This window comes from Marininema mesophilum, from assembly GCF_900106775.1.
Classification (GTDB): domain Bacteria; phylum Bacillota; class Bacilli; order Thermoactinomycetales; family DSM-45169; genus Marininema; species Marininema mesophilum.
In genome coordinates this window covers 130,263-152,563 of sequence record NZ_FNNQ01000009.1, presented here as the reverse complement: position 1 = coordinate 152,563, position 22,301 = coordinate 130,263, and the positions used below count along the sequence as shown (strand labels likewise).

Annotated in this window: 22 protein-coding genes and 2 pseudogenes; 19 read left to right on the top strand and 5 right to left on the bottom strand. The window is 45.3% G+C overall.

Annotation, left to right across the window (positions count from 1 at the left end; genetic code table 11):
* Positions 1 to 191 precede the first annotated feature (191 nt).
* The gene (locus BLV90_RS10245) at positions 192 to 764 is read left to right on the top strand and encodes a YdhK family protein (RefSeq protein WP_425433879.1); all 573 of its coding nucleotides are present in this window, start codon (positions 192 to 194) and stop codon (positions 762 to 764) included.
* A gap of 55 nt (positions 765 to 819) precedes the next feature.
* On the opposite strand, the gene BLV90_RS10240 is transcribed toward BLV90_RS10245, so the two are convergent.
* Together BLV90_RS10240 and BLV90_RS10235 are read right to left on the bottom strand one after the other, a co-directional pair.
* The gene (locus BLV90_RS10240) at positions 820 to 1,602 is read right to left on the bottom strand and encodes an undecaprenyl-diphosphate phosphatase (RefSeq protein WP_091740256.1); all 783 of its coding nucleotides are present in this window, start codon (positions 1,600 to 1,602) and stop codon (positions 820 to 822) included.
* Between the two features lie 18 nt (positions 1,603 to 1,620).
* Positions 1,621 to 2,043: a TlpA disulfide reductase family protein gene (locus BLV90_RS10235; RefSeq protein WP_177168001.1), complete on the bottom strand. Its 423-nt coding sequence runs from the start codon at positions 2,041 to 2,043 to the stop codon at positions 1,621 to 1,623.
* A gap of 242 nt (positions 2,044 to 2,285) precedes the next feature.
* Here BLV90_RS10235 and BLV90_RS10230 point away from each other — a divergent pair, with 242 nt between their 5' ends.
* The 6 genes from BLV90_RS10230 to BLV90_RS10205 all read left to right on the top strand — a co-directional run bounded on the left by BLV90_RS10230 (position 2,286) and on the right by BLV90_RS10205 (position 9,410).
* Entirely contained in the window at positions 2,286 to 2,978 is a 693-nt protein-coding gene (locus tag BLV90_RS10230) for a hypothetical protein (RefSeq protein ID WP_091740250.1), read from the top strand.
* Between the two features lie 72 nt (positions 2,979 to 3,050).
* A complete protein-coding gene (locus tag BLV90_RS10225; protein ID WP_091740246.1) occupies positions 3,051 to 4,034 on the top strand; it encodes an NAD(P)H-quinone oxidoreductase in 984 nt (327 codons plus the stop codon).
* A gap of 17 nt (positions 4,035 to 4,051) precedes the next feature.
* Positions 4,052 to 4,705 (top strand): nitroreductase family protein, encoded by a 654-nt coding sequence (locus tag BLV90_RS10220; RefSeq protein ID WP_091740243.1) that lies wholly within the window; start codon positions 4,052 to 4,054, stop codon positions 4,703 to 4,705.
* Between the two features lie 334 nt (positions 4,706 to 5,039).
* The gene (locus BLV90_RS10215; RefSeq protein WP_091740240.1) at positions 5,040 to 6,839 is read left to right on the top strand and encodes a M3 family oligoendopeptidase; all 1,800 of its coding nucleotides are present in this window, start codon (positions 5,040 to 5,042) and stop codon (positions 6,837 to 6,839) included.
* 132 nt (positions 6,840 to 6,971) lie between these two features.
* The gene (locus BLV90_RS10210; protein WP_091740304.1) at positions 6,972 to 8,771 is read left to right on the top strand and encodes a M3 family oligoendopeptidase; all 1,800 of its coding nucleotides are present in this window, start codon (positions 6,972 to 6,974) and stop codon (positions 8,769 to 8,771) included.
* Positions 8,772 to 8,837: 66 nt separating this feature from the next.
* Entirely contained in the window at positions 8,838 to 9,410 is a 573-nt protein-coding gene (locus BLV90_RS10205) for a GNAT family N-acetyltransferase (RefSeq protein WP_091740237.1), read from the top strand.
* A gap of 5 nt (positions 9,411 to 9,415) precedes the next feature.
* Here the strand turns inward: BLV90_RS10205 and BLV90_RS10200 are convergent, their stop codons facing one another.
* Entirely contained in the window at positions 9,416 to 9,943 is a 528-nt protein-coding gene (locus BLV90_RS10200) for a histidine phosphatase family protein (protein WP_177168000.1), read from the bottom strand.
* 61 nt (positions 9,944 to 10,004) lie between these two features.
* Here BLV90_RS10200 and BLV90_RS10195 point away from each other — a divergent pair, with 61 nt between their 5' ends.
* From BLV90_RS10195 to BLV90_RS10185, 3 genes are all read left to right on the top strand, one after another.
* Positions 10,005 to 10,895 (top strand): YitT family protein, encoded by an 891-nt coding sequence (locus tag BLV90_RS10195; RefSeq protein WP_091740232.1) that lies wholly within the window; start codon positions 10,005 to 10,007, stop codon positions 10,893 to 10,895.
* Positions 10,896 to 11,190: 295 nt separating this feature from the next.
* A complete protein-coding gene (locus BLV90_RS10190; RefSeq protein ID WP_091740229.1) occupies positions 11,191 to 12,099 on the top strand; it encodes a DMT family transporter in 909 nt (302 codons plus the stop codon).
* A 3-nt stretch (positions 12,100 to 12,102) separates the two neighbouring features.
* Positions 12,103 to 12,765 (top strand): B3/B4 domain-containing protein, encoded by a 663-nt coding sequence (locus tag BLV90_RS10185; RefSeq protein WP_091740226.1) that lies wholly within the window; start codon positions 12,103 to 12,105, stop codon positions 12,763 to 12,765.
* Positions 12,766 to 13,186: 421 nt separating this feature from the next.
* On the opposite strand, the gene BLV90_RS15985 is transcribed toward BLV90_RS10185, so the two are convergent.
* The gene (locus BLV90_RS15985; RefSeq protein ID WP_143035039.1) at positions 13,187 to 13,375 is read right to left on the bottom strand and encodes a hypothetical protein; all 189 of its coding nucleotides are present in this window, start codon (positions 13,373 to 13,375) and stop codon (positions 13,187 to 13,189) included.
* 299 nt (positions 13,376 to 13,674) lie between these two features.
* Here BLV90_RS15985 and sufC point away from each other — a divergent pair, with 299 nt between their 5' ends.
* The 9 genes and pseudogenes from sufC to BLV90_RS16855 all read left to right on the top strand — a co-directional run.
* Positions 13,675 to 14,463 (top strand): Fe-S cluster assembly ATPase SufC, encoded by a 789-nt coding sequence (sufC, locus tag BLV90_RS10175; protein WP_091740220.1) that lies wholly within the window; start codon positions 13,675 to 13,677, stop codon positions 14,461 to 14,463.
* Between the two features lie 17 nt (positions 14,464 to 14,480).
* Positions 14,481 to 15,785, top strand: coding sequence for a Fe-S cluster assembly protein SufD (sufD, locus tag BLV90_RS10170; RefSeq protein WP_091740217.1), 1,305 nt, complete (start codon positions 14,481 to 14,483; stop codon positions 15,783 to 15,785).
* Positions 15,782 to 17,002 carry a cysteine desulfurase gene (locus BLV90_RS10165; RefSeq protein WP_091740214.1) on the top strand — a complete coding sequence of 407 codons (1,221 nt, stop codon included), beginning with the start codon at positions 15,782 to 15,784 and terminating at the stop codon, positions 17,000 to 17,002. The genes sufD and BLV90_RS10165 overlap by 4 nt, the downstream gene beginning before the upstream one ends.
* Positions 16,980 to 17,420 (top strand): Fe-S cluster assembly sulfur transfer protein SufU, encoded by a 441-nt coding sequence (sufU, locus tag BLV90_RS10160; RefSeq protein ID WP_143035038.1) that lies wholly within the window; start codon positions 16,980 to 16,982, stop codon positions 17,418 to 17,420. The genes BLV90_RS10165 and sufU overlap by 23 nt, the downstream gene beginning before the upstream one ends.
* A 44-nt stretch (positions 17,421 to 17,464) precedes the next feature.
* Positions 17,465 to 18,877, top strand: a complete 1,413-nt coding sequence (gene sufB / locus BLV90_RS10155; protein ID WP_425433881.1) for a Fe-S cluster assembly protein SufB — start codon at positions 17,465 to 17,467, stop codon at positions 18,875 to 18,877.
* 1,224 nt (positions 18,878 to 20,101) lie between these two features.
* On the top strand, positions 20,102 to 20,356 hold the full coding sequence (locus BLV90_RS16865) for an FG-GAP repeat domain-containing protein (protein WP_091740205.1): 255 nt from the start codon (positions 20,102 to 20,104) through the stop codon (positions 20,354 to 20,356).
* A complete protein-coding gene (locus BLV90_RS10140) occupies positions 20,265 to 20,915 on the top strand; it encodes an HYR domain-containing protein (protein WP_177167999.1) in 651 nt (216 codons plus the stop codon). Before BLV90_RS16865 ends, BLV90_RS10140 begins: the two co-directional genes overlap by 92 nt.
* An 86-nt stretch (positions 20,916 to 21,001) precedes the next feature.
* Positions 21,002 to 21,114: pseudogene (locus BLV90_RS16860) on the top strand (phage terminase small subunit P27 family); the annotation flags it as partial.
* Positions 21,115 to 21,149: 35 nt separating this feature from the next.
* A pseudogene (locus BLV90_RS16855) lies at positions 21,150 to 21,364 on the top strand (P27 family phage terminase small subunit); the annotation flags it as partial.
* Between the two features lie 42 nt (positions 21,365 to 21,406).
* On the opposite strand, the gene BLV90_RS16265 reads toward BLV90_RS16855, so the two are convergent.
* Positions 21,407 to 21,862 carry a hypothetical protein gene (locus BLV90_RS16265; RefSeq protein WP_091740199.1) on the bottom strand — a complete coding sequence of 152 codons (456 nt, stop codon included), beginning with the start codon at positions 21,860 to 21,862 and terminating at the stop codon, positions 21,407 to 21,409.
* Positions 21,863 to 22,301: the final 439 nt, after the last annotated feature.

Here is a 22,301-nt window from a genome sequence, read left to right as displayed (position 1 = left end):
TTTGAGGTTCTCTCTTTAAACTACACGATGGAGCCTCTTTTTTCTCCTAATCTTTGGCTAATTTAACCACCCGATACCCGAAACCTCGCCGAATGGAGAGCTAAAGGCGAAAACAGGAGAAAGCTTAAAGCATCATGAATTAAAGTAAACTATAAGGGAGTATATAAATTTAGGTACCAGAGGTGGTATTAGTGAAAAACCAACTTTTCTGTTCTGCTGTTATAGCTATGGTTATCTTGAGCGGGTGTGGGAATGCAAGTAATACCAATTCATCCGAAAACAAACCTGAATCTAAATCACCAAAGATGGACCATTCAAAGATGAATCATTCTGGCTCTGCTCAAGTACCTAAAGGATTAAAAAATGCAAAGAATCCAACTTACAAAGTTGGTAGCCAAGCGATCATTAAAGCTGATCATATGAAAGGGATGAAAGGAGCAATCGCAAAAATTGTAGGTGCTTATGATACCATTGCCTATACTATTACATATACACCTACAACAGGAGGAGAGAAAGTAAAGAATCATAAGTGGATTGTACAGGAAGATATTAAAAATGTAGCGAACCAACCTCTTAAACCAGGGACAAAAGTGGTCCTGAAAGCAGATCACATGAAAGGAATGAAGGGAGCAATCGCTATTATTGAATCAGGTGAAAAAACAACAGTATATATGGTTGATTACACTCCTACTACGGGAGGAAAGAAAGTAAAGAATCATAAATGGGTAACAGAGAATGAGTTTCGACCAATTAACACTAAGTGAATGCGCCCCCTTCTATCTTACTTATGCTGGTCCGGAAAGGATCACGTTAGGTGTTTTAAAAAAATCCTGTCCATTGTGCAAAGAGGACGATGAGGCCCAGTAACCAGACATAGACTGCGAATCCTTTTAAGGAACCCCGCTGAAGAAGACGAATCATCCAGCGGATCGCGATGTATCCACAAAGTGCGGACATGACCGTAGCGATAAGAAGAGAAGAGAGGGGAAGAGCCTCTGTCCGTCCTCTCAACAGATCTACCGTGGAGAGAAGAACAGCACCTGCAATGGCTGGTATGGAGAGAAAAAAGGAAAAGTAAGCGGCCTCTGCCTTGTCGATGCCTCGGAAAAGGGCAGCGGCTATGGTCAATCCTGAACGGGAGATTGCAGGTAGGATGGCAACTCCTTGGAAAGTACCGATGATCAACGCATCGGCAGTGGTGATCGAGCTGAGTTTTTTGCTCCCACGCTCTTTCAGGGTATCTGCCCACCATAAAATAGTTCCTGTGATGAGAAATTCCCAGCCGATGGTAACACCAGAGACAGCTACTTCTTCAAAAAAATCCTTAAAGGTAAAGCCGATGATAGCGGTAGGTATCGTACCGATGATGGTTAAACGGGCTAATGGACCAAAGGGCTGTCGGATAACCGTAACGATTTCCCGCCGATAGACGATTAGTACGGCAATGAGTGTGCCCAAATGAAGCATGGTATCCAAGAATAAGCCTGCATCATCTAAGCCAAAGAGGTGACGTCCTAAGTAAAGGTGTCCTGTACTACTAATCGGTAGGAATTCGGTCAACCCTTGTACGATACCTAAGATCAGCGCCTGTAACCAGTCCATCGTAGCCTCCTTTTTTCTTCAGAGGAGTCGTCCAATCGCTTCAACTACTCGAAGAAAAGGGGTATGTTCATCGTATCGACCCACAATCATTCCTTCTGGATCAATTAAGACAGAGGTAGGGACAGAAGGTATTTGAAAGGCGTCGTACACCGAACGTCCATCGTCGAGAAGTACAGGAAAACGAAAACCCTGTTCGCGGACGAAGGGAGCTACCCTGTTGGGGTCAGCCTCGCGTCCGGGTACGTTAATGGTGTAAAAGGCGAAACGATTCGCTTCCAGGGAACGAGAAAATATTTCTTTCTGGGGTAAGTCCGCCTGACAAGAGGGGCACCAAGTGACCCAAAAGGAGAGAAGAACAACTTTGCCTCGTAGATCAGAGAGGGAGATGGTCTCTCCGGTTAAGGTAGTCAGTGTGAAATTAGGTGCAGGTTCTTTTTGCAAAGGGGATTCCTCCTTGGGAAGGGAAGAGTAGTTGATCATTGGGTGAATAGGTACTAGAGGGAGGATTGTCTCATACGGGTGTGTGTTTATTGTATGAACGAACAATAGGTAAACATGTCCCCAAATCAATGATCGGTGAGTCGCAGAAAGTATAACCAGGTTGGGCAGATCGATGTGCATGGTAAAATATTAAGAATATCACAAAGGGGAGACTCCCCCCTTTTAATAGTGGAGGAAAAATGATGTTCCATATCAATGAACTAAAAGAAGCGGCACTGGAGAAAGTAGCGCACATATTACCAAATACGATCTTCCAAGAGTTTGATCAACCTAATTCCCGTATGTTAATCGCTGTTACGCTTATGAACCGAGGAGAAAAAGAGCTCGCTTATCAATTGTTTGAAAGTATCGCTGCTTATGGACCTGATGAAAATGAAAACCGTCATTTTGCCTATGTGCGTAGTCTTATTGAAATGGCTGAGATGGATGCCGAGAAGGAACGTTTTGTAAAAGCGGAGGCTTATATGATGAAGGCCCTCGCTGAGTTTCCAGACTCCATGGGGTATATGATGAGCCGAACCCACCTTGAAGTGTATCACAGCTACTACCTATTTAAGTTAGGAAAGAAGGAAGCAGCACATCGTGAACTGGAGAAGTTGATCCTACGAGAAGGAGCTCGGTTTGCTTCTCTTCCCCAAGAGGACGGACAAAATCTTGTTGGACCTGCACTCTGCTATGCGATCCATCAGCTAGCGCTCTTTCATGCCGAAGAGGGAGATTGGGAGGGAGCAGCCACCAGCTTTGAGCGTTTGCTTCCCTATGTTATCTGGGTGGATGAAGAAGGGTGGAATGAAGGAGATAGGATGATGAAGGAAGGAAAGAAGGATGTGGGTTTTCAGCGGATGGTAGAAGCGGTTACTTATGATGCGAGTTAAACCCCAGCAGTTTTCTTGGGATGATTTTGGGGAACAATTCCTGACAAGTCCCTTTACCAAGGAGGCGATTAGATGAAAGCGGTATTGATTGATCAACCAGGGGGGCCAGATAGTTTAAAACTTGGCGAGTATCCTACTCCAAAACCGACACCCAATGAGTTGTTGGTTCGAGTAAAGGCAACGGCCCTCAACCGAGCCGATATTATGCAACGGGAGGGTAAGTATCCCCCACCTTCAGACGCAAGTCCTATCTTAGGATTAGAGATGGCTGGGATTGTCGAGGAAGTGGGAGAGAATAGTGGACCTTGGAAAAAAGGGGATCGGGTTTTTGGACTTCTCCCTGGAGGGGGTTATGCTGAATATGCAGTAATCCCAGGGGAGATGGCAATGCCCATACCTGAGGGAATGTCCTTTTTTGAGGCGGCAGGAGTGGCTGAAGTATTTCTCACAGCATGGCAGGCTTTATTCTGGATTGGTAGGCTTCAAGCCGGGGAGCGAGTGCTGATTCATGCTGGAGCAAGTGGAGTGGGCACCGCAGCCATTCAATTGGCTAAGCACTATGGTGCATTTGTGGCCGTCACGGCTGGCTCTGAAGAGAAGCTAGCGGCTAGTGAGCGGATGGGAGCCAACGTAGGAGTGAACTATACCGAGGGGCCTTTTGAACCGAAGTTACGGAATGCTGTCGGGGAAGAGGGGTTTGATCTGGTGCTTGACTTTATAGGTGCTCCCTATTGGGAACAAAATCTAAGAGCACTTACCTTGGATGGACGCTTGGTTTTGATTAGTACATTGGGTGGTTCCCATATCAAGGGGGTCGATTTAGCCCCGATTTTGAGGAAGCGCTTGCAGGTGACAGGTACCACATTACGCTCTAGAAGCCTTTCCTATAAGACACGACTAACTAAGGATTTTGTCCAACAGGGTCTTCCGCTTTTTCAGACAGGAGCAATACGTCCGGTGATTGATCAGACCTTTGCCTGGGAAGAAGTGCAAACGGCTCATCAATACATGGAGGAGAATCGTAACATTGGTAAGATCGTATTAGAAATCAATTAACCGAAGGGATTGTTTCGATGGAGACGAAAAAAGTGTTGCGCCAACGGCGTTCGATGAAGGTATATGATCCAAATCGGGCGGTTACGGAAGAACAACTAGCTGAACTGTTTGAGTTGACGACACTGGCTCCCTCAGCGTGGAATTTTCAGCATTATAAATTTATCGTTGTACGTGATCCTGAGCAAAAGCAACGTTTACGTCAAGCGGCGATGGGGCAGGAGAAAGTGGAACAGGCAGCGTGTACCATCGTTGTTTGCGGGGATTTGGCAGCGTGGAAGAGAGCCGAAGATGTTGCGAGGGAGTTCGCAAGAAAAGGGTTTTATGGAGAGAGTACCGAAGAAAAGATTGCAAAACAAGCAGAGATGATGCGCAATGCTTATAAAAATAATCCTACCAAAGCGAGGGAGGAAGCAATAAGAAGTGCTTCTTTAGCAGCCATGTCACTGATGGTCGCAGCAGAGGATATGGGCTTAGCTACCTGCCCGATGATTGGTTTTGACCCGAATGCAGTAGCAGAGGTGACTGAGTTAGATGATACGCTTTTTCCAGCGATGTTGATCACTTTGGGATATGCGGGTGACTTTGATTTGCCAAGGTGTGATCGTCTTCCTTTGTCAGAAGTGGTAAATATCGACCGCTTGGGGGTTCCATTTGGGGCTAATCAGACATAATAGGACATCGACAGTAAAGGTTCCAGTTGTAGAATTGCAATGGAGTCGATGGCGATATAGGTGACTCTGATGATGATCCTACCCGAAGGGTAGATTGTCGGTATTGGGATCTGAACAGTTAACTGGGAGGTCAAACGCCAAACAGTTAGCTGAGGATTCGGATTAGAGTATATAGAATATATAAAAAAGCTGATGCTCCACATCAGCTTTTTTATATGGAGATATTTCTGAAACAAGAAATGTGAAGAGTGAGTGGTAGTGGTGATTTCCTGGTTGGTTCTGGAATAGAAGATGGTATACTCAAAGTATATTCTAAAGGATAAAGGGTGAGAACATGGCTGAACAGAAGAAAATGTACAGCATGACATGGGATCTGGACGTCTTTTTCCCTGGTGGAAGTGAGTCTCCTAATTTTAAGATGTATATTGAAACATTAGAGAAAGACATCGCCTCATTTGATGCGGCGCTACTTCATTTGACAGAGCAACCTTCCGAAGATTATGACGTATGGAAGGGTGTTTTGGATCAATTACAGGGATTGTCGCGTCGTTTAGGAGAGGCAGGGGCTTTTATTAGTTGTTTAACAGCACAAGATATGAAAGATGCAGGGGCGAAGATGCTTCGTGGCCGCATTTCCCAGATGGGAGCTGCTTATAGTGCATCACTAACGAAACTTGATCAACTCTTCCTTGAGATGAGTAATGCAGGTTGGGAAAACTTACTGCAGGATTCTCGCTTTGCCCCTATTGCATTTCCTTTAGCTGAAAGAAGAAGACGAGCAACAGATCGCCTTCCAGCAGATGGAGAGAGTTTAGCAGGGGATCTTGCTGTGGATGGTTATCATGCCTGGGGAGATATGTATAACACGATTGTTGGACGAATGACCATTCCTTTTACGGAAAATGGGGAGACGAAGAAGTTATCCATAGGGCAGGCGGCCAATAAAATGCATAGCACAGATCGTGAGGTTCGTCAGCAGGTTTTTCATGCCATGGGCAAGGCGTGGGAGACGGAAGAAGACCTTCTCGCTACAACCTTGAATCATCTAGCGGGCTTCCGATTAAATCTCTATCGTCACAGAGGATGGGATTCTCCTTTAAAAGAGCCACTGGATATCAATCGTATGTCAGAAAAAACCCTTACCACCATGTGGGAAGTGATTGATCAGAATAAGGGGATGCTACTCAAGTTCTTTAAACGGAAAGCGAAGATCCTCGGTGTGGAGAAGTTGGCTTGGTATGATGTCTATGCTCCAATCAGTCAGACAGAGTCAAAGGTGAGTTATGATGAAGCGGCCGAATTTATCATCGATCAGTTTAAGCGTTTTGACCCACGCCTTGCGTCCTTCGCAGAAAAGGCGTTCCGAGAGCGCTGGATTGAAGCAGAGGATCGCCCAGGAAAGCGGCCAGGCGGTTTTTGTACAAATTTTTCCGATAGTAGTCAATCGCGAATTTTTATGACCTTTGCCGGAACTTCATCCAATATTTCCACATTGGCCCATGAGTTAGGGCATGCCTATCATCAGCATGTGATGAATGACCTCCCGCAAATGGCACAACGGTACGCCATGAATGTTGCCGAGACAGCATCTACTTTTGCAGAATTGATTGTTTCGGATGCCGCGATTCGCGAGGCAAAGAGTAAAGAAGAGAAAATCAATCTACTTGAAGATAAAATCCAGCGTGCAGTCGCCTTTTTCATGGATATTCAAGCTCGTTTTCTCTTTGAAACACGTTTTTATGAAGAGCGTAAAGACGGCTTAGTAAGTAGTCAACGGCTCAGGGAATTGGTGGTTGAGGCAGAAAAAGAAGCTTTCCAAGATTCCTTTACCGAGTATCATCCGTACTTCTGGGCATCCAAGCTCCATTTCCATATTACAGGCGTCCCATTTTACAATTTTCCTTATACTTTTGGCTATCTCTTTAGTACGGGGCTATACGGCAGAGCCCTTGAAGCAGGCCCGGATTTTGCGGATCGATATGTGGATCTGTTGCGGGATACGGGCCGGATGACGACAGAAGAGCTAGCGCAAAAACACCTTGGAGTTGACTTGTCACGTCCGGAGTTTTGGCAACATGCCGCTGATTTAATTCATGCAGATATTGCTCATTTTCTGGAATTGACAAATGAGTGAGTAAGCAACGGATGTCAAAAGGATCTCCTAGCGAGGTCCTTTTAATATTTTTTAAAAGAGAACATCACTTACTCTGATGAGGGAGAAGGAGTGTTATAATTAAGAGGTAAATTGGGAGAAAAGGGTGAAAATATGTCTCAGAAAAAGCAACAACTCAGCTTAACCTGGGATTTAGAAGGCTTCTTCCCGGGTGGAAGTGCATCTCCTCAGTTTCAGGAATATTTGAGCACATTGGGCCAAGATCTAGAATCATTGGATGCTCAAATCCGGCAATTACTAGGTAAGTCTCTTGAGGACCTTACCATTTGTGAGGAGATTGTTCAGCAGGTTCAGGTCATCGCCAGCCGTCTAGGGGAAGCCGTTGCATTTATTGAATGTTTAGAAGCGCAAGACATGACCGATAAAGGTGCTGACATTCTTTTTGGGCGTGTAAGGCAACTAGGAGCTAGATATAACACAATCCTGACAAAATTAGATAAACTCTTATTGGAAATGGATGAGGCTCACTGGAATAACTTACTGCAAGATTCACGATTTACTCCGATTGCGTTTAATATTGCAGAGAGAAGACAACGGGCATTAGAGAAATTAACCGCTCCTGAAGAAAGTTTGGCAGGAGATCTTGCTGTAGATGGTTATCATGCCTGGAGTAAGATGTATAGCACATTGGTGGGACGGATGACGATTCCCTTTGAGGATAATGGAGTGATTCATCAGTTGTCCGTAGGACAAGCCAACAACAAATTGCATCATCCGGACCGAGCAGTACGTAAACAGATTTTCTCCTCCTACGAAAAGTCATGGCAAGAAGAAGAGGATCTGGTTGCGACCACATTAAACCATTTGGCAGGTTTTCGCATCAATCTGTATCGTCATCGGGGCTGGGATTCCGTTCTCAAAGAGCCACTAAATATGAACCGCATGTCAGAGAAAACTCTAGCGACGATGTGGGGAGTGATTGATCATAATAAAGAGAAGCTTCTCCAATTTTTCAAGCGAAAAGCTGAAATTCTAGGGGTAGAGAAATTAGCTTGGTATGATATCTATGCTCCCGTTGGCCAAGAGGAAGGTAAGGAAATTGGTTACGACGAAGCGGCGGATTTTATCACGGATCAATTTAGACGGTTTGATCCTCGCTTGGCAGCATTTGCGGAAAAAGCGTTTCAAGAGCAGTGGATTGAGGCAGAGGATCGCGCCGGAAAACAGCCAGGTGGGTTTTGTACTTCCTTTACCGAAAGTGAAGAGTCTCGAATTTTCCTGACCTACTCTGGCACAATGTCCAATATTAGTACACTTGCCCATGAGCTAGGTCACGCCTATCACGATGATGTGATGAAAGGCCTTCCTCACTTGGTGAAGGAATACGCGATGAATGTTGCTGAGACGGCGTCTACCTTTGCTGAACTGATTGTCTCCGACGCAGCGATTCGTGAAGCGAAGAGCAAGGAAGAGAAGATTACCTTGCTAGAGAATAAAATCCAGAATACAGTTGGCTTCTTTATGGATATCCATTGTCGTTTCCTCTTTGAGACGCGCTTTTATGAAGAACGTAAACAAGGGTTGGTTAGTGCCGAACGACTCAGTGAACTGATGGAAGAAGCGCAAAAAGAGGCCTTTATGGATTCACTCTCTGAGTACCATCCTCGGTTCTGGGCGTCTAAGCAACATTTTTACAACACGTTCTTTCCTTTTTACAACTTTCCCTATACATTTGGCTACTTATTTAGTATGGGGATTTACGGAAATGCATTAGAAGTGGGAACCTCCTTTGCTGATCAATATGTCCACTTATTGCAAGATACTGGGCGAATGACGACGGAGGAGTTGGCAAAGAAGCACTTAGGTGTAGATCTGACACGACCTGAGTTTTGGCAGCAAGCAGTGGATCCCATCCAGGCAGATATTGATCAATTCCTTGAGTTAACCTCATAATTAAAATCAACGACCCCTTCCCATGTAAGGGGTCGTTGAACAATTTTTTCATAAAGGAGATAATTAATGCTTGTTTCGATTAAGGGTGAACGTGTTCATTTACGAGATGTGACAAAGGAAGATCTGGATACGATTTGGTATTGGGAATATGAAGCCGAGGATCAAGAGCATCATCGTTGGAATGGTCCCTATTATGCGGTGGAGGAGCTCAGCTATACTCAATTTAAAAGGAGGTGGGAAAGAAATTTTCTTGCTCAGGAAAAAGGGGAGACTCGTTGGCGGTTGGGAATAGAGATTGATGGGGTGTTGAAAGGGATCGTTAGTCGTTACTGGGTGGATGAAGGTACTGATTGGCTGGAGACAGGTCTAGTAATCTATGATTCACGATACTGGTCTGGAGGATATGGAACAGAAGCTTTTCGCCTATGGATCGACTACCTTTTCCAGCATCTTGCTACTGTGCGTCTAGGCATCTCGACTTGGTCAGGCAATGAACGAATGATACGACTTGCAAAACGAATCGGGATGATTGAAGAGGGCAGGATTCGAAAAGCTCGTATAGTGGAAAGTAAATACTATGATTCGATCAAAATGGGGATGCTACGCGAAGAGTGGATGATGGTGAGGGAAGAGGGTTAATCCTCTTATAGTTCCCACTCTTGGATACCACAATGATCCAATTCATCTTCTGCACCAGTGATAGCGCGGATGACCGTGCCATGACAGATCACGATGACTCGTTGTCGATCACGGTAGCGCTCCAGTACATGTTGGACGCGATGGATGATACTCTCCATTGTTTCCCATACAGGGTACTCATCAGGCGGATGTATTCCCTTATGGCGTCTAAAGTCTGCCCGAAGCTCCTTTAATTTTTCAAAGGAATCATAGGAAAGAGTTTGATCGGGTATCCACTCGTGTAGATCATATTCCACTTGGATGGGCAGGTCGAGAATACGACTGATGATGGATGCAGTTTGCAGGGCTCGTGTATAGGGAGAGGTTATAATGAGGTCTGCTTTGGCGAAACGTGGATCATAGGCTACCTGTTTTGCCTCTCGCTCCCCTTTAGTTGAAAGAGGGACAAGATCCCGTTGCACTCCGATCAATTGTCGTTCATCTGTTAGCTCCCAGTAGGGTTCGCCGTGTCGGACGAGGTAAAACTGTGTCATTAAACTTCCTCCTGAAAATGGATTCATCGCGATAGTTAATCAATATAGACGAGGTGAGGGTTTGGAACAGAGTGCGACGGTATTAAAAGGAAGGCAGCATAAGAAGTTGAGCAAGTTAAGAATCTTAAAACGAGCCATTCTTATCTTTTTGGGTGCAGCGTTTGTTGCTGTCGGGTTGGAGATCTTCTTGGTCCCTAACAAAGTAATTGATGGTGGGATAGTTGGGATATCGATTATTCTTTCCTACCTTACGAGTGTACCACTTGGAGCAATACTCTTTCTTCTTAATTTGCCCTTTTTCTTTTTAGGATACAAGCAAATAGGAAAAACCTTTGCGATATCCACGCTGTTTGGGGTTATCGTCATGTCTATCGGGACATCTCTCCTTATTCCAGTAGAACCCTTGACTGATGATCCCCTACTAGCTTCCGTATTTGGTGGGATCATTCTAGGGATTGGCGTGGGGATGGTCATTCGCTATGGGGGCTCATTGGACGGGACAGAAATACTAGCGATTTTGTTCAATAAACGACTTCCCTTTTCGGTAGGGCAGACAGTGATGTTTTTTAATATCTTTATTCTCGGCAGTGCAGGTTTTGTCTTTGGTTGGGATCGAGCAATGTATTCTTTAATCGCCTATTTCATCGCATTTAAAACCATTGATATTACGATGGAAGGCTTTGATGAGACAAAAGCGGCATGGATTATTAGCGAGCAGGCTGAAGAGCTAGGGGAAGCGATCCTGAATCGTTTAGGTCGAGGAGTAACTTACCTAAATGGGGAAGGAGCTTATACGGGAGATAATAAGAAAGTAATCTTTTGTGTCATCACTCGTCTAGAGGAGGCGAAGTTAAAATCGATTGTTGAAGATTTGGACGAAGGCGCATTTCTTGCGGTTGGCAACCTCAATGAAGTACAGGGTGGACGGTTTAAGAAACGGGACATCCATTAGTGTGAACTAAAGAGCCATCTGAAGTAGTGTTCGGAAAAATGGGCCTTTTCGCCAGTATCGCTTCTGGACAGAGTACTCCTTGAGTGGGAATAATTGTTGTTGTTCAAAGAGTTTTTTCTATGGTAGGTTTAAGTAATCTTTCAGTAAACTCTGCAGTAGCCTGAGTTAATAAGTAAGAGGTGATCCTATGGAATTAAAAGGAGTTTTGCCCCCTCCCTCCAATCTTGTTTTTCTTTAAAAACGGGATTGGGGGCCATATGATATCCCGATCCCGATAAATTTGGGAGGGATCGGTATGCGTAACGGATTAGCTTTAATTTGTATGGCTGCAGTGATGTGGGGAACAACTGGAATCATAGGGAAATGGCTGATTTCAAATTTCCAAATGGAACCTTTAGCCGTTGGGGCATGGAGGCTCCTCTTTGCTGCACCATTGATGCTGACCATCAATCGATTTACACGAAGCAGTGAGAAAGCCGTTCAACCGTTAAATCCATCACAAAAGGGGCTCCTACTCCTTTTTGGTATCGCGCTTGCTGGTTACCAGATTAGTTACTTCTCTGCGGTAGATCGAACCATGGTATCAACGGCGACGTTGGTGACGATTTGTATGGCTCCCATATGGGTTCATTTATGTGCCCGGTTTTTTCTCCGAGAATCTTGGAGTGGCAAAACAGCCATTTCATTGGTTATAGGAGTTTTCGGTGTAACCTTTTTGATTGGAATTAACAGTTTAAAAGGCTTATCGAATATCGATTTCTTATCGGGTAATATTCTATCCCTAGTCGCTTCTTGTTGCTATGCTGGATACACATTAGCAGGCAAAAAGCTATTGGATCGTGTTGAACCGCTGCGTATTATTGCTGGAGCTTTTACTGTAGGAGCGTTTCTTATGCTCCCGTTTTTGAAATTTCCAGGGCCTCAGTTAGAGGTATGGGCAGTACTCCTATTTCTCGGCTGGGTACCCACTACGTTTGCCTATATTATTTATATCAAGGGATTAAAGCAAACGAAAGCTACGCAGGCATCTGTAGCAGTACTCTTAGAACCTTTAACTGCTACAGTGCTAGCGGTCACCTTTATCGGTGAACGATTGAATTCCCTTGGTTGGATCGGGGTTATTCTATTGTTGGTGTCCTTGCTCTTGTTATCGACCAATAAAAAAGAAAACCCTCCATTCACTCCCTTGGATGGGGAGGTGTAACCTATGGAGATCAAGATTGCTAAGAATCTTAGAGAAGCTGCTCCTCATCTGACTATAGGGGTTATTACCACGACGATCTCCCCCTCATCGCATCCCCCAATGGGATTATGGGAGGAGATCAAAGAGACTGAGAAAAAGCTTCTGGCAAGTTACTCACTAGATCAAGTATCCGAGGTCCCCGAGATCCAAGCGTTACGGACAACCTATAAACGATTAGGAAAGACTCCTTCCCGTTATCGAGGCTCTTCTGAGGCGTTATTACGGAGAATTCTTCAGAAAAAGGGTCTTTACAAAGTAAACACGATTGTAGATATCAATAATCTTCTCTCATTAGAATCTTTCCACGCAGTAGGCTCGTATGACCTTGCTTGTTTAAAACCCCCTATAACGTTTCGAGTAGGGAATGAAGCAGAGACTTACAAGGGGATTGGTAAACAAGATATATCTTTGGTCAATCTTCCGGTTTTTTTCGATGAAAAAGGCCCTTTTGGAAGCCCTACTGCTGATTCAAAACGTTCGATGATCACGCAAAGCACGGTGAACATCATGATGGTGATCATATCATTTGGAGGCGCTAAACCCATTTCGCAATCCTTGGACTATGCAAAAGAACTATTGGGAACCTATGCTGGAGCTCAGCAAACTTCATGTTTTATCTTTCAATAGACAGAAGATAACACTTTACTTGCTAAGCTTCACTAATGATGGAAAGTGATCTGGGTTTGTGTACCTTTGCAGTTTATGACTGTTATCATCTGGTTATGGATGTGTGTGCTGAAGTGTAAAGTAAAGTACCTTTTCGTTGAAAAGGTACTTTCTCTTATTTTTGAATGCTAGTTTCTCTTTCAAATATCATTTGCACTTTCGCCATGGGTTAGTTTACTTTTATTTTGTATTGGATAGATAGGAAAACGATGGTTTGGGATCCGCTGGAACTGGAATAAAAGTTAAGTTTGTAATTGATCTTAACCTCATGATCCTTTCCTTTTAAGGAAAGGTTAATGGAAAGGCTTAAGATAGATAGACACAATAAAACACCGCTTGAAGCGGTGCATAAAAGTGTGATTAACAGACTAGCCCATATACCTTATGATGATTCACTCTGGGTGTCAGGAGAATCATGTTGATTACCAGGCTTCTTCTCTTCTTTACGTACATACCAACCATCGCCAATGGATTCATACAAGGGTCGATTCTTACGATGGAGGGGGCAAAAATCGCATCGTCCACCGGGGCGCTGGCGATAACATTCAATGCATCGGATGGGTTTCATCAATGTCTCAACGAGCTTCCCATCAATTTTGCACTGCCCATTGACTGTCCTCCTTGAGATAAAAGAAACGATGGTGAGGATAAATCCATATTTGAGAGGAAATAGATCCTAATTACGGAAACCTTGAATCATCTGGGGTCATGAGATAGAATGGAATGAGAATCAGGTGAGAATAAGTCTAAAAACAGGATCAGCTTACCTGTATCCAACTTATCGTAACATAACCATTTCCACCTGCATACGGGGAATCGCGGAGAATGTCGCTGATTCCTAGGGTGAAGAGAATATGGAGGAATGCACACATGTCGACGGTTCCTAAACTGACGATAAAAGATCTTCAGGTATCTATCGAGGAAAAAGAAATCCTCAAAGGCGTGAACTTAGAAGTAAAAGGCGGCGAAATCCACGCGATCATGGGTCCGAACGGGACTGGTAAATCCACCCTTGCTCAGGCTTTGATGGGTCATCCACGTTATGAGGTCACCTCTGGGGATGTTTCTTTGGACGGTGAAGACGTACTGGAGATGGAAGTGGATGAGCGTGCTCGCAAAGGTTTGTTCCTCGCGATGCAATATCCCTCCGAAATCAGTGGAGTAACTAACTCGGACTTCCTGCGCAGCGCAGTGAATGCGAAGCGCGGTGAAGGTAACGAAGTTTCCATCATGAAGTTTATCAAACAAATGGATAAGAAGATGGATCAACTTAATATGGATGAATCCTTTGCTAATCGTTATCTCAACGAAGGGTTCTCCGGTGGGGAAAAGAAACGGAATGAAATCCTCCAGCTTCTGATGTTGGAACCTCGTATCGCGATTCTTGATGAAATCGATTCGGGTCTCGATATCGATGCCCTCAAAGTGGTAGCTGAGGGTGTCAATGGGATGCGTAACCCAAACACAGGCTTCTTGATCATCACCCACTATCAGCGTCTGTTGAACTATGTGACACCTGACTTTGTTCATGTAACGATGCAAGGTCGTATTGTCAAATCAGGTGGCCCTGAACTTGCTGAACGTCTAGAAGCTGAAGGGTATGACTGGGTAAAAGAAGAGCTGGGCATCGAAGACGAAACTGCCGAGCAACAGGCTTGAGCGGAGGAGGGTATGAGATGAGCGTCAATACAGAACAACTCTTCGACCGTCAAATTGTTACGCAAATTTCCCAGTCACAAGAAGAGCCTACGTGGATGTTACAAAAACGCCTTGCCGCTCTAGACGAGGCCGCGAAGCTCTCCCTGCCCAAACTGGAGAAGACGCGCATTGACCGTTGGAACTTTACTTCCTTTGACCCTTACCGTGGGGAAGAGGCGCTAACAACGATTGATACGTTGCCGGAGAATGTCCGACAGTTTGTATCGGCGGAAAAAGAAGATCATGTTTTTGTGCAAAAGAACTCCAGTCCTGTGTATCAGCAACTATCTGCTGATCTAAAAGAAAAAGGAGTCATCTTTACAGATATCGCAACAGCAGCTCGGGAACATGGCGATCTGGTACAAAAACATTTTATGACGGATGGGATTAATCCGAATGAGCACCGTTTGGCCGCTTTGCATACAGCACTATTTAGCGGTGGACTCCTTCTTTATGTACCGAAAAACGTCGCGGTAGAACTACCCTTTCAAGCACTGTTCTGGGCGAGTGGTAAAGGTGTAGGGAACTTCCCCCATGTGCTCGTTGTATTGGAAACAGGAGCAAATGCCAGCATCATCGCAAACTTTGTCTCCGACGAGGACTCAGATGCAGTAGTGAATGGTGCATTTGAAGTATTCCTAGGTGACAATGCTCGATTAAGTGTTGCCAGCCTCCATACCCATGGTGAGGAGACTACAGAAGTTGCCTATCGCCGGACTGTGGTCGGCCGAGATGCTCACCTTGACTGGACGGTTGGAGATCTAAATGGTGGTCGGACAATCTCAGATAACACCACGCATATGCAGGGTTCTGGCTCCAATGGAGAGATAAAGGCTATCACTGTGGGTGCCGGAGAACAACGCTCCAATATCACCTCTACGTTCCACCACTGGGGTACACACACCGAGACGAATATCGTTGCACGGGGTGTGATGTTGGACGCAGCCCAAACCATTTTAAACGGTGTTACCAAAATCGAGAAGGGTGCTACGAAGGCAAACGGGGTTCAAGCTGAAAAAGTGTTGATGCTTTCTCCTGAGGCCCGTGGGGATGCCAACCCCATTCTCTTGATTGATGAAAACGACGTTCAAGCTGGTCACGCAGCGAGTGTAGGGAAAATTGATCCGATTCAAATGTTCTATCTCATGTCACGGGGTCTTTCCCGTAGACAAGCGGAGCGCCTAGTCATCTTTGGCTTTGTCGGGCCAGTATTGGATACAATCCCCTTTGATTCCTTGCGCGAGCGGATTACGGATGTCATCGAAGGGAAGCTTAGCTCATGAGCCAATATATTAAAGATTTTCCGATCCTCGACCAGCAAGTGAACGGAAACCCTTTGATATATCTTGATAGTGGGGCTACTTCCCAAAAGCCGTTTAAAGTGATTGAGGCTGTGGAAACCTATTATAAAACGATGAATTCCAATGTGCATCGTGGAGTGCACACCCTGGGTTCTCGCGCCACCGATGCTTATGAAGGGGCTAGGGAAAAAGTTCGTCGTTTTATAAACGCAGGATCTACCCAGGAAATTATTTTTAACCGGGGGACAACAACAGGGCTGAATCTGGTTGCTTCCAGCTACGCCCGTGAGAATCTGAAGGAAGGGGATGAGATTCTTATCTCTCCTTCAGAGCATCACAGCAACCTAATTCCTTGGCAGCAAGTAGCCAAAGTAACAGGTGCTACATTAAAATATTTTGAATTAGAACCGGATGGGACACTGGATCTGAATAAGGCAAAGGCAGCAATTACGGATCGTACAAAACTCGTTGCTATTGCCCAGGTATCCAATGTACTCGGTACGGTTTTTCCGGTGAAGGAATTAGCCGGTTGGGTTCATGCGAAGGGTGGCGTGATTGTTATTGATGCCGCGCAGAGTGTGCCCCATATGAAAGTAGATGTTCAGGATCTAGATTGTGACTTCTTGGCTTTCTCCGGTCATAAAATGGTTGGCCCTACAGGAATTGGTGTTCTCTATGGTAAGGAAGCGTTGCTTAATGCCATGGAGCCAATTGAATTCGGTGGGGAAATGATCAGCACGGTTGGCCTTTATGATTCAGATTGGAAAGAGCTCCCCTGGAAGTTTGAGGGGGGTACGCCGATCATTGCTGGTGCCGTTGGACTAGGAGCTGCGGTTGATTATCTGGAATCCATCGGAATGGATACCATCGATGCTCATGACCGTCATCTTGTGGCCTATGCGATGGAGCGGATGGGAGAACTTGAGGGAGTTAGCATGTATGGCCCTCGTAAGGATCGCACAGGAATGGTCACCTTTAACCTCGATACCGTCCATCCTCATGATCTAGCGACGGTTCTGGATGCTGAAGGGATCGCCATTCGTGCAGGCCATCATTGCTGTCAACCATTGATGCGTTGGTTAGAGGTGACAGCAACGGCTCGTGCCAGCTTCTATCTTTACAATAATGAATCCGATATCGATCGATTGGTCGCGGGTTTAAAGAAGGCAAAGGAGTATTTCGGCAATGTCTTTAGATGATCTTTACCGTCGTGTCATTATGGATCATTATCAGCAGCCGAGAAATCGGGGGCAGATTGAAGATGGCTCTATCACAGTGGATCTGAACAACCCCACCTGTGGTGATCGTGTCTCCGTACAGATGCGAGTAAAAAATGGTATAATTGAAGAAGCAATGTTTGAAGGTGAAGGTTGTTCGATCAGTATGGCCTCCGCCTCAATGATGACTGAGACGGTCAAAGGGTTAGATGTGGAACGCGCCGTATACCTTGTGGATTTATTCTCCCGTATGATGCAGGGGGAGGAGATTGATACCGAGGAGTTTCCTCTGGAGGATATCGAAGCATTACAAGGTGTGGCAAAGTTTCCAGCACGTATCAAGTGCGCAACCCTCGCCTGGAAGGCCCTGGAGAAGGGCGCCAAAGAATCAGCCAATTAAAATGCTGATTCACCCTGAAGGAGGGATGGATTGTGGCCAAACAGATGCCCGAAATGTCGGATTATCAATATGGTTTCCATGATAAAGACGTCTCTGTCTACCGTTCCAAACGGGGACTGACACGTCAAATCGTGGAAGAGATTTCTCGTATGAAGGAAGAACCTCAGTGGATGCTGGACTTTCGTCTAAAATCCCTTGAGCAATTTTATAAAATGCCGATGCCAAGCAGTGAGAACTCAAAATGGTTCTCGATTCTGCCTGGTAAACTGGATGAGCTAAACTTCGATGATATCACTTATTATGTGAAACCTTCGGAGCGTCAAGGGCGTAGTTGGGATGAAGTTCCTGATGAGATTAAACAAACCTTTGAAAAGCTAGGGATTCCCGAAGCAGAACAAAAATTCCTTGCTGGTGTGTCCGCTCAGTATGAGTCGGAAGTGGTTTACCACAACATGCAGAAGGAACTGGAAGACCTCGGTGTGATCTTCTGTGATACGGATACCGCTGTGAAGGAGTATCCGGAGTTGGTAAAAGAGTACTTTGGTACCGTGGTGCCACCTACGGACAATAAATTCGCAGCTCTCAACAGTGCAGTATGGAGTGGCGGAAGCTTCATCTACATCCCTAAGGGTGTCAAGTGTGAAGTGCCACTGCAAGCATACTTCCGCATCAACTCTGAGAACATGGGACAATTTGAGCGGACGCTGATCATCGCAGATGAAGAGTCCTTCGTACACTATGTAGAAGGATGTACCGCACCGATCTATAGCACCAACTCTCTTCACAGTGCGGTAGTAGAAATTATCGTGAAGGATCATGCTCGTTGCCGTTACACCACGATCCAAAACTGGGCTCCTAACGTATATAACTTGGTAACCAAGCGTGCGGTTGCTGAGAAGGGTGCACACATGGAGTGGGTGGATGGAAACATCGGTTCGAAGCTGACGATGAAATACCCTGCTGTCATCATGAAAGGAGAAGGCGCTAAAGCAGACGTTCTCTCCATTGCAGTAGCAGGGAAGGGACAGCATCAGGATGCGGGTGCTAAAGTGACGGCACTTGCACCAAACTGTACCTCCACCATCGTCTCCAAATCGATCTCCAAGCAAGGCGGTAAGGTAACCTATCGCGGTCTGCAAAGCTTTGGTAAGAAAGCTACAGGTTCCAAAGCGAAGATCGAGTGTGATACCTTGATCCTGGATGATCAGTCCACTTCGGACACGATTCCTTATAACGAGATCAAAACCGACGATATCGTGCTCGAGCACGAAGCAACGGTATCCAAGGTATCTGAGGAACAACTCTTCTATCTGATGAGCCGTGGCTTAACAGAGGAAGAAGCAACCCAGATGATCGTCATGGGCTTCATCGAGCCATTTACGAAGGAGCTCCCGATGGAATATGCAGTCGAGATGAACCGTTTGATCAAGTTTGAAATGGAAGGTAGTATTGGATAAACCGAACATTTCTAGGTTCTTGGTTTGTTAAGATATAAAACACCCACAATTCACCCACATAAAAATTAGGTGGTGGAATTGTGGGTGTATTTTTCATAAAGGTCTAGGGCGTTATTTTCAGGTAATTTGTGTATTGAAGTAGTACTTCATTACGATTGATTTTATGTTCTTTCAACATTTTAACCGTCGTTCCATCAATTTTGATGGCACGGCGGCTTTTTTTTGATTTAGGGGTCGAAATATAAGGCTCGGAATTAAGTGGGTAAACCAACGTTTTGTTAATCGTTAGGGTCCCCTCTGCAAACTTTGCCACGATAGGAAAACAGCAACTGAGGACGGACGATGGGGATGAGCTTGGTCAAGGGGGAGGGGGGATCGAATCTCTAAGGGAGACGGCCCATAGACCGGTGGGCAATCTTCTGCTCATAAAATTCGTTTTATTTCGTAGAGGGGGGTGACAATACTTTTACGAAAACGGAAGCGGCGCTTTCTCTACCTTTACAGAAGATCCGAGTGACCACATGCATCCAAATGGGTCTTTTTTCTAAGGATCTCATTTGTATAGTTGCACCCCTTTTCTTCCAAAAAATACTACTTCCATTTGTCTGGGGTTTATGAGGGGAGTTGAAACAACCTGTAGGTGGCTCACATTTTGAACGCGTTGGCATAAAATAGGCATCGGCTGAATGGTACCCCGAAGGTTTCATAAAATTACCGAAATTTTTCTTTGTATCCTCTGTCCCAAATCTGATAGAGATTTAATAATTGACACTCCCACGGTTGAAGCACCCCAAGGGCACTTCCTTCGGGCGCCGATGGGATTCTCGGGTAGTTAGCGCACTCAATTCATTTCTGCTTCATGCAACTCCCAAGTTCAGGGGTGTGCCATCACCCCGTCCCATGCAGTTAGAAATGTACCCGCATGGGCGGCGTACCTGTTACCAGTACGTTAGTTAGACCCAGCTCTCACTCTCATGGTTTTACCTAGTAGGAGAGGTTGGTTCGCTACTAGAACCCCACCCATGACGTACGTGGGAACGAAACCCGCTACCAGCGGGATGAGCACCGCTCATGCGTTCACTATATCAAAACGTGTTGCTCTTAGCGCCCCAAAAAAGCAGGGGATGCAGAGCAACGCCGACTTTCATCCCACCCTAAGAAGTGGGCTTTCAGTCGGCATCAATCTGTAAGAATCACAAAAAACAGGAGTAGGAGGTAAGAAAAATGGTTTGCCCAGCCTTTTCTAATCAAACTACCTTTGCTGTGGGAAGTGTTCCGCAAGGAATTACTAACGCTGACTTTAATGGTGATGGGACCCCTGATTTGGCAGTTACTAATTTGATCGATAATACGGTATCTGTTTTATTAGGCAATGGTGATGGGACCTTTGCCCCCCAAACTACCTTTGCGCGATGGATTAGGAGGCTTTGCTCCTCAAACTACCTTTGCTGTAGGATCTGGACCAGTAGGTATTACTAGCGCTGATTTTAATGGTGATGGGACCCCGGATTTGGCGACTACTGATTCCGGCGATAATACGGTATCTGTATTATTGGACAGCTGTGTCACTCCACTTACCTGCACGGACCTTACCCTCGAAAATAATCCAGGAACCTGCGGGGCCACCGTGCCCTTCCCTACGCCACAATGTTCCAACGTCTCCACAGTAAGTGACCCAGCGACAGTCCCTGTTGGAACGCCCACCTTAGTCACGAGTACCGCAACCAGCAATGTGGATTCCGCCAATATCGAAGCTTGTACCTTTACCGTTACCGTCAATGACACCGAACCGCCTGTCATCTCGGGGTTGAGAGATATCGACGTTGAAGCCAACAACGCCATTGGCACGATAGTTACCTATCCAGACCCTACGGTGACGGATAATTGCCCTGGGACGATCACCACTTTCTGCAATCCTGCCTCCGGATCCTTCTTTCCCATCGGGTCGACCCTGGTTACCTGTATCGCTATCGACTCCAATGGCAATTCAGCTACGGGTACCTTTACCGTTACGGTGTTCCCTTTTGAAGAAGAATAGGGGAGTTAGCCAAAAAAACGAGCCTAGTCGGGGATTTACACTGCCCCGACTTTTTCTTGTACTTATCTAGATAGCTATAGGAGGTGATGAGCAGCATGGGGAGAAAAGCCAAGCCTATCGGGCTCCATATTGTTGAAGGGAATGGATCTCGCCTCACTAAAAAGGAGATCCATTCGTCAGGAAGCAGAAGAAGCGCTGTCTCCAGGCACGGATCACATTCGACCACTCCCTTGGCTATGGTGGAGTATACGAACAACTCGGCTGAAACCAATCGAGTTCCCCACCCCCTCCTCACCAAAAAGAAGCAGCTCCACGAGCAAATGAAGTCGCTTGCGGTGGAGTTCGGCTTAACTCCCAGCTCTCGAGCTCGTCTTGCCATGCCGCAGAAGAAAAAATGGAAAGGATTAAAAAACAGGCTGTCGAGTTTTCTCGACAGCCTGAGTGGATGATGCTACTAACTCGTTACCATGAATTTATTTCTTGGCAACGGTTCATTTGCTGACAGGTTTAAGAGTGGTTCCTGTGGGGTTTTTATCACTTTTTTTAATGACTGCATTGCCATTTTTATCTTTAGTAATGGCTACAGCTTTTTTGCTACCGGGTTTAGCGGGTTTAGCAGGTTTAGTAGGTATAGTAGGTTTAGCAGGTTTAGCAGGTTTAGCAGGTTTAGCAGGTTTAGCAGGTTTAAGAGTGGTTCCTGTGGGGTTTTTATCACTTTTTTTAATGGTTACATTGCCATTTTTATCTTTAGCAATGGCTACAGCTTTTTTGCTAATGGGTTTAGCAGGGGTACTGTTGCTTGGTGCTTTAACAGCGTGTTTAGTAGGGAGACTTTTGTCTGCTTTAGTAGCATCATTGCCATCACTTGCAAAGGCTGCTGAGGTAGAGACAGTGACAACGAGCGCAAAGGCAACTGCAAAGGGTAGAACACGGCGTAATTTTTGCATGAACAATCACTCCTTAGTTGTTGTATAGCTTCATTGTAAGAGAACGAATGGTTGAGAAACAGTGACAGAAGAAAGAGAAATGTCCAGGTTTCTGAATCTTCAACCTCCCTCTCTGTTAGCTAGTTTTCCCATCAATGATGGCTACTGACTGAGTGTTAGCCTAAAAATCGGGCGGAGAGAATAAAGAATGTAGCAACATATGGCGGGAATATGCAATTAAAAACCACCTGTTTTATCAGGTGGTTTTTTGTGCAGGATATAAAAAGTAAAAAAAGGTCGAAAAAAACTTTTTCTCAAAAAAATTCAAATTTTCCTTAGTGGAGCTAAGATTTGCTGGCTATCTTCGCTTTTAGATTTGTACTCTGAAATGTAGATTGCTAACAAGATAAGCCAACAGTCCCCTTGATCCATTCACTAAGGAAAATGAAAGCAAATAGCG

Bases quoted from the DNA above. Each gene is read 5' to 3' on its own strand.
- BLV90_RS10230 (WP_091740250.1), top strand. From the start codon at position 2,286: ATGTTCCATATCAATGAACTAAAAGAAGCGGCACTGGAGAAAGTAGCG.
- sufB (WP_425433881.1), top strand. From the start codon at position 17,465: ATGCCCGAAATGTCGGATTATCAATATGGTTTCCATGATAAAGACGTC.
- BLV90_RS10190 (WP_091740229.1), top strand. From the start codon at position 11,191: ATGCGTAACGGATTAGCTTTAATTTGTATGGCTGCAGTGATGTGGGGA.
- BLV90_RS10165 (WP_091740214.1), top strand. From the start codon at position 15,782: ATGAGCCAATATATTAAAGATTTTCCGATCCTCGACCAGCAAGTGAAC.
- BLV90_RS10215 (WP_091740240.1), top strand. From the start codon at position 5,040: ATGGCTGAACAGAAGAAAATGTACAGCATGACATGGGATCTGGACGTC.
- sufC (WP_091740220.1), top strand. From the start codon at position 13,675: ATGTCGACGGTTCCTAAACTGACGATAAAAGATCTTCAGGTATCTATC.
- BLV90_RS16865 (WP_091740205.1), top strand. From the start codon at position 20,102: ATGGTTTGCCCAGCCTTTTCTAATCAAACTACCTTTGCTGTGGGAAGT.
- BLV90_RS10200 (WP_177168000.1), bottom strand. From the start codon at position 9,943: ATGACACAGTTTTACCTCGTCCGACACGGCGAACCCTACTGGGAGCTA.
- BLV90_RS10205 (WP_091740237.1), top strand. From the start codon at position 8,838: ATGCTTGTTTCGATTAAGGGTGAACGTGTTCATTTACGAGATGTGACA.
- BLV90_RS10185 (WP_091740226.1), top strand. From the start codon at position 12,103: ATGGAGATCAAGATTGCTAAGAATCTTAGAGAAGCTGCTCCTCATCTG.
- BLV90_RS10240 (WP_091740256.1), bottom strand. From the start codon at position 1,602: ATGGACTGGTTACAGGCGCTGATCTTAGGTATCGTACAAGGGTTGACC.
- BLV90_RS16265 (WP_091740199.1), bottom strand. From the start codon at position 21,862: ATGCAAAAATTACGCCGTGTTCTACCCTTTGCAGTTGCCTTTGCGCTC.
- BLV90_RS10210 (WP_091740304.1), top strand. From the start codon at position 6,972: ATGTCTCAGAAAAAGCAACAACTCAGCTTAACCTGGGATTTAGAAGGC.
- BLV90_RS10220 (WP_091740243.1), top strand. From the start codon at position 4,052: ATGGAGACGAAAAAAGTGTTGCGCCAACGGCGTTCGATGAAGGTATAT.
- BLV90_RS10225 (WP_091740246.1), top strand. From the start codon at position 3,051: ATGAAAGCGGTATTGATTGATCAACCAGGGGGGCCAGATAGTTTAAAA.
- sufD (WP_091740217.1), top strand. From the start codon at position 14,481: ATGAGCGTCAATACAGAACAACTCTTCGACCGTCAAATTGTTACGCAA.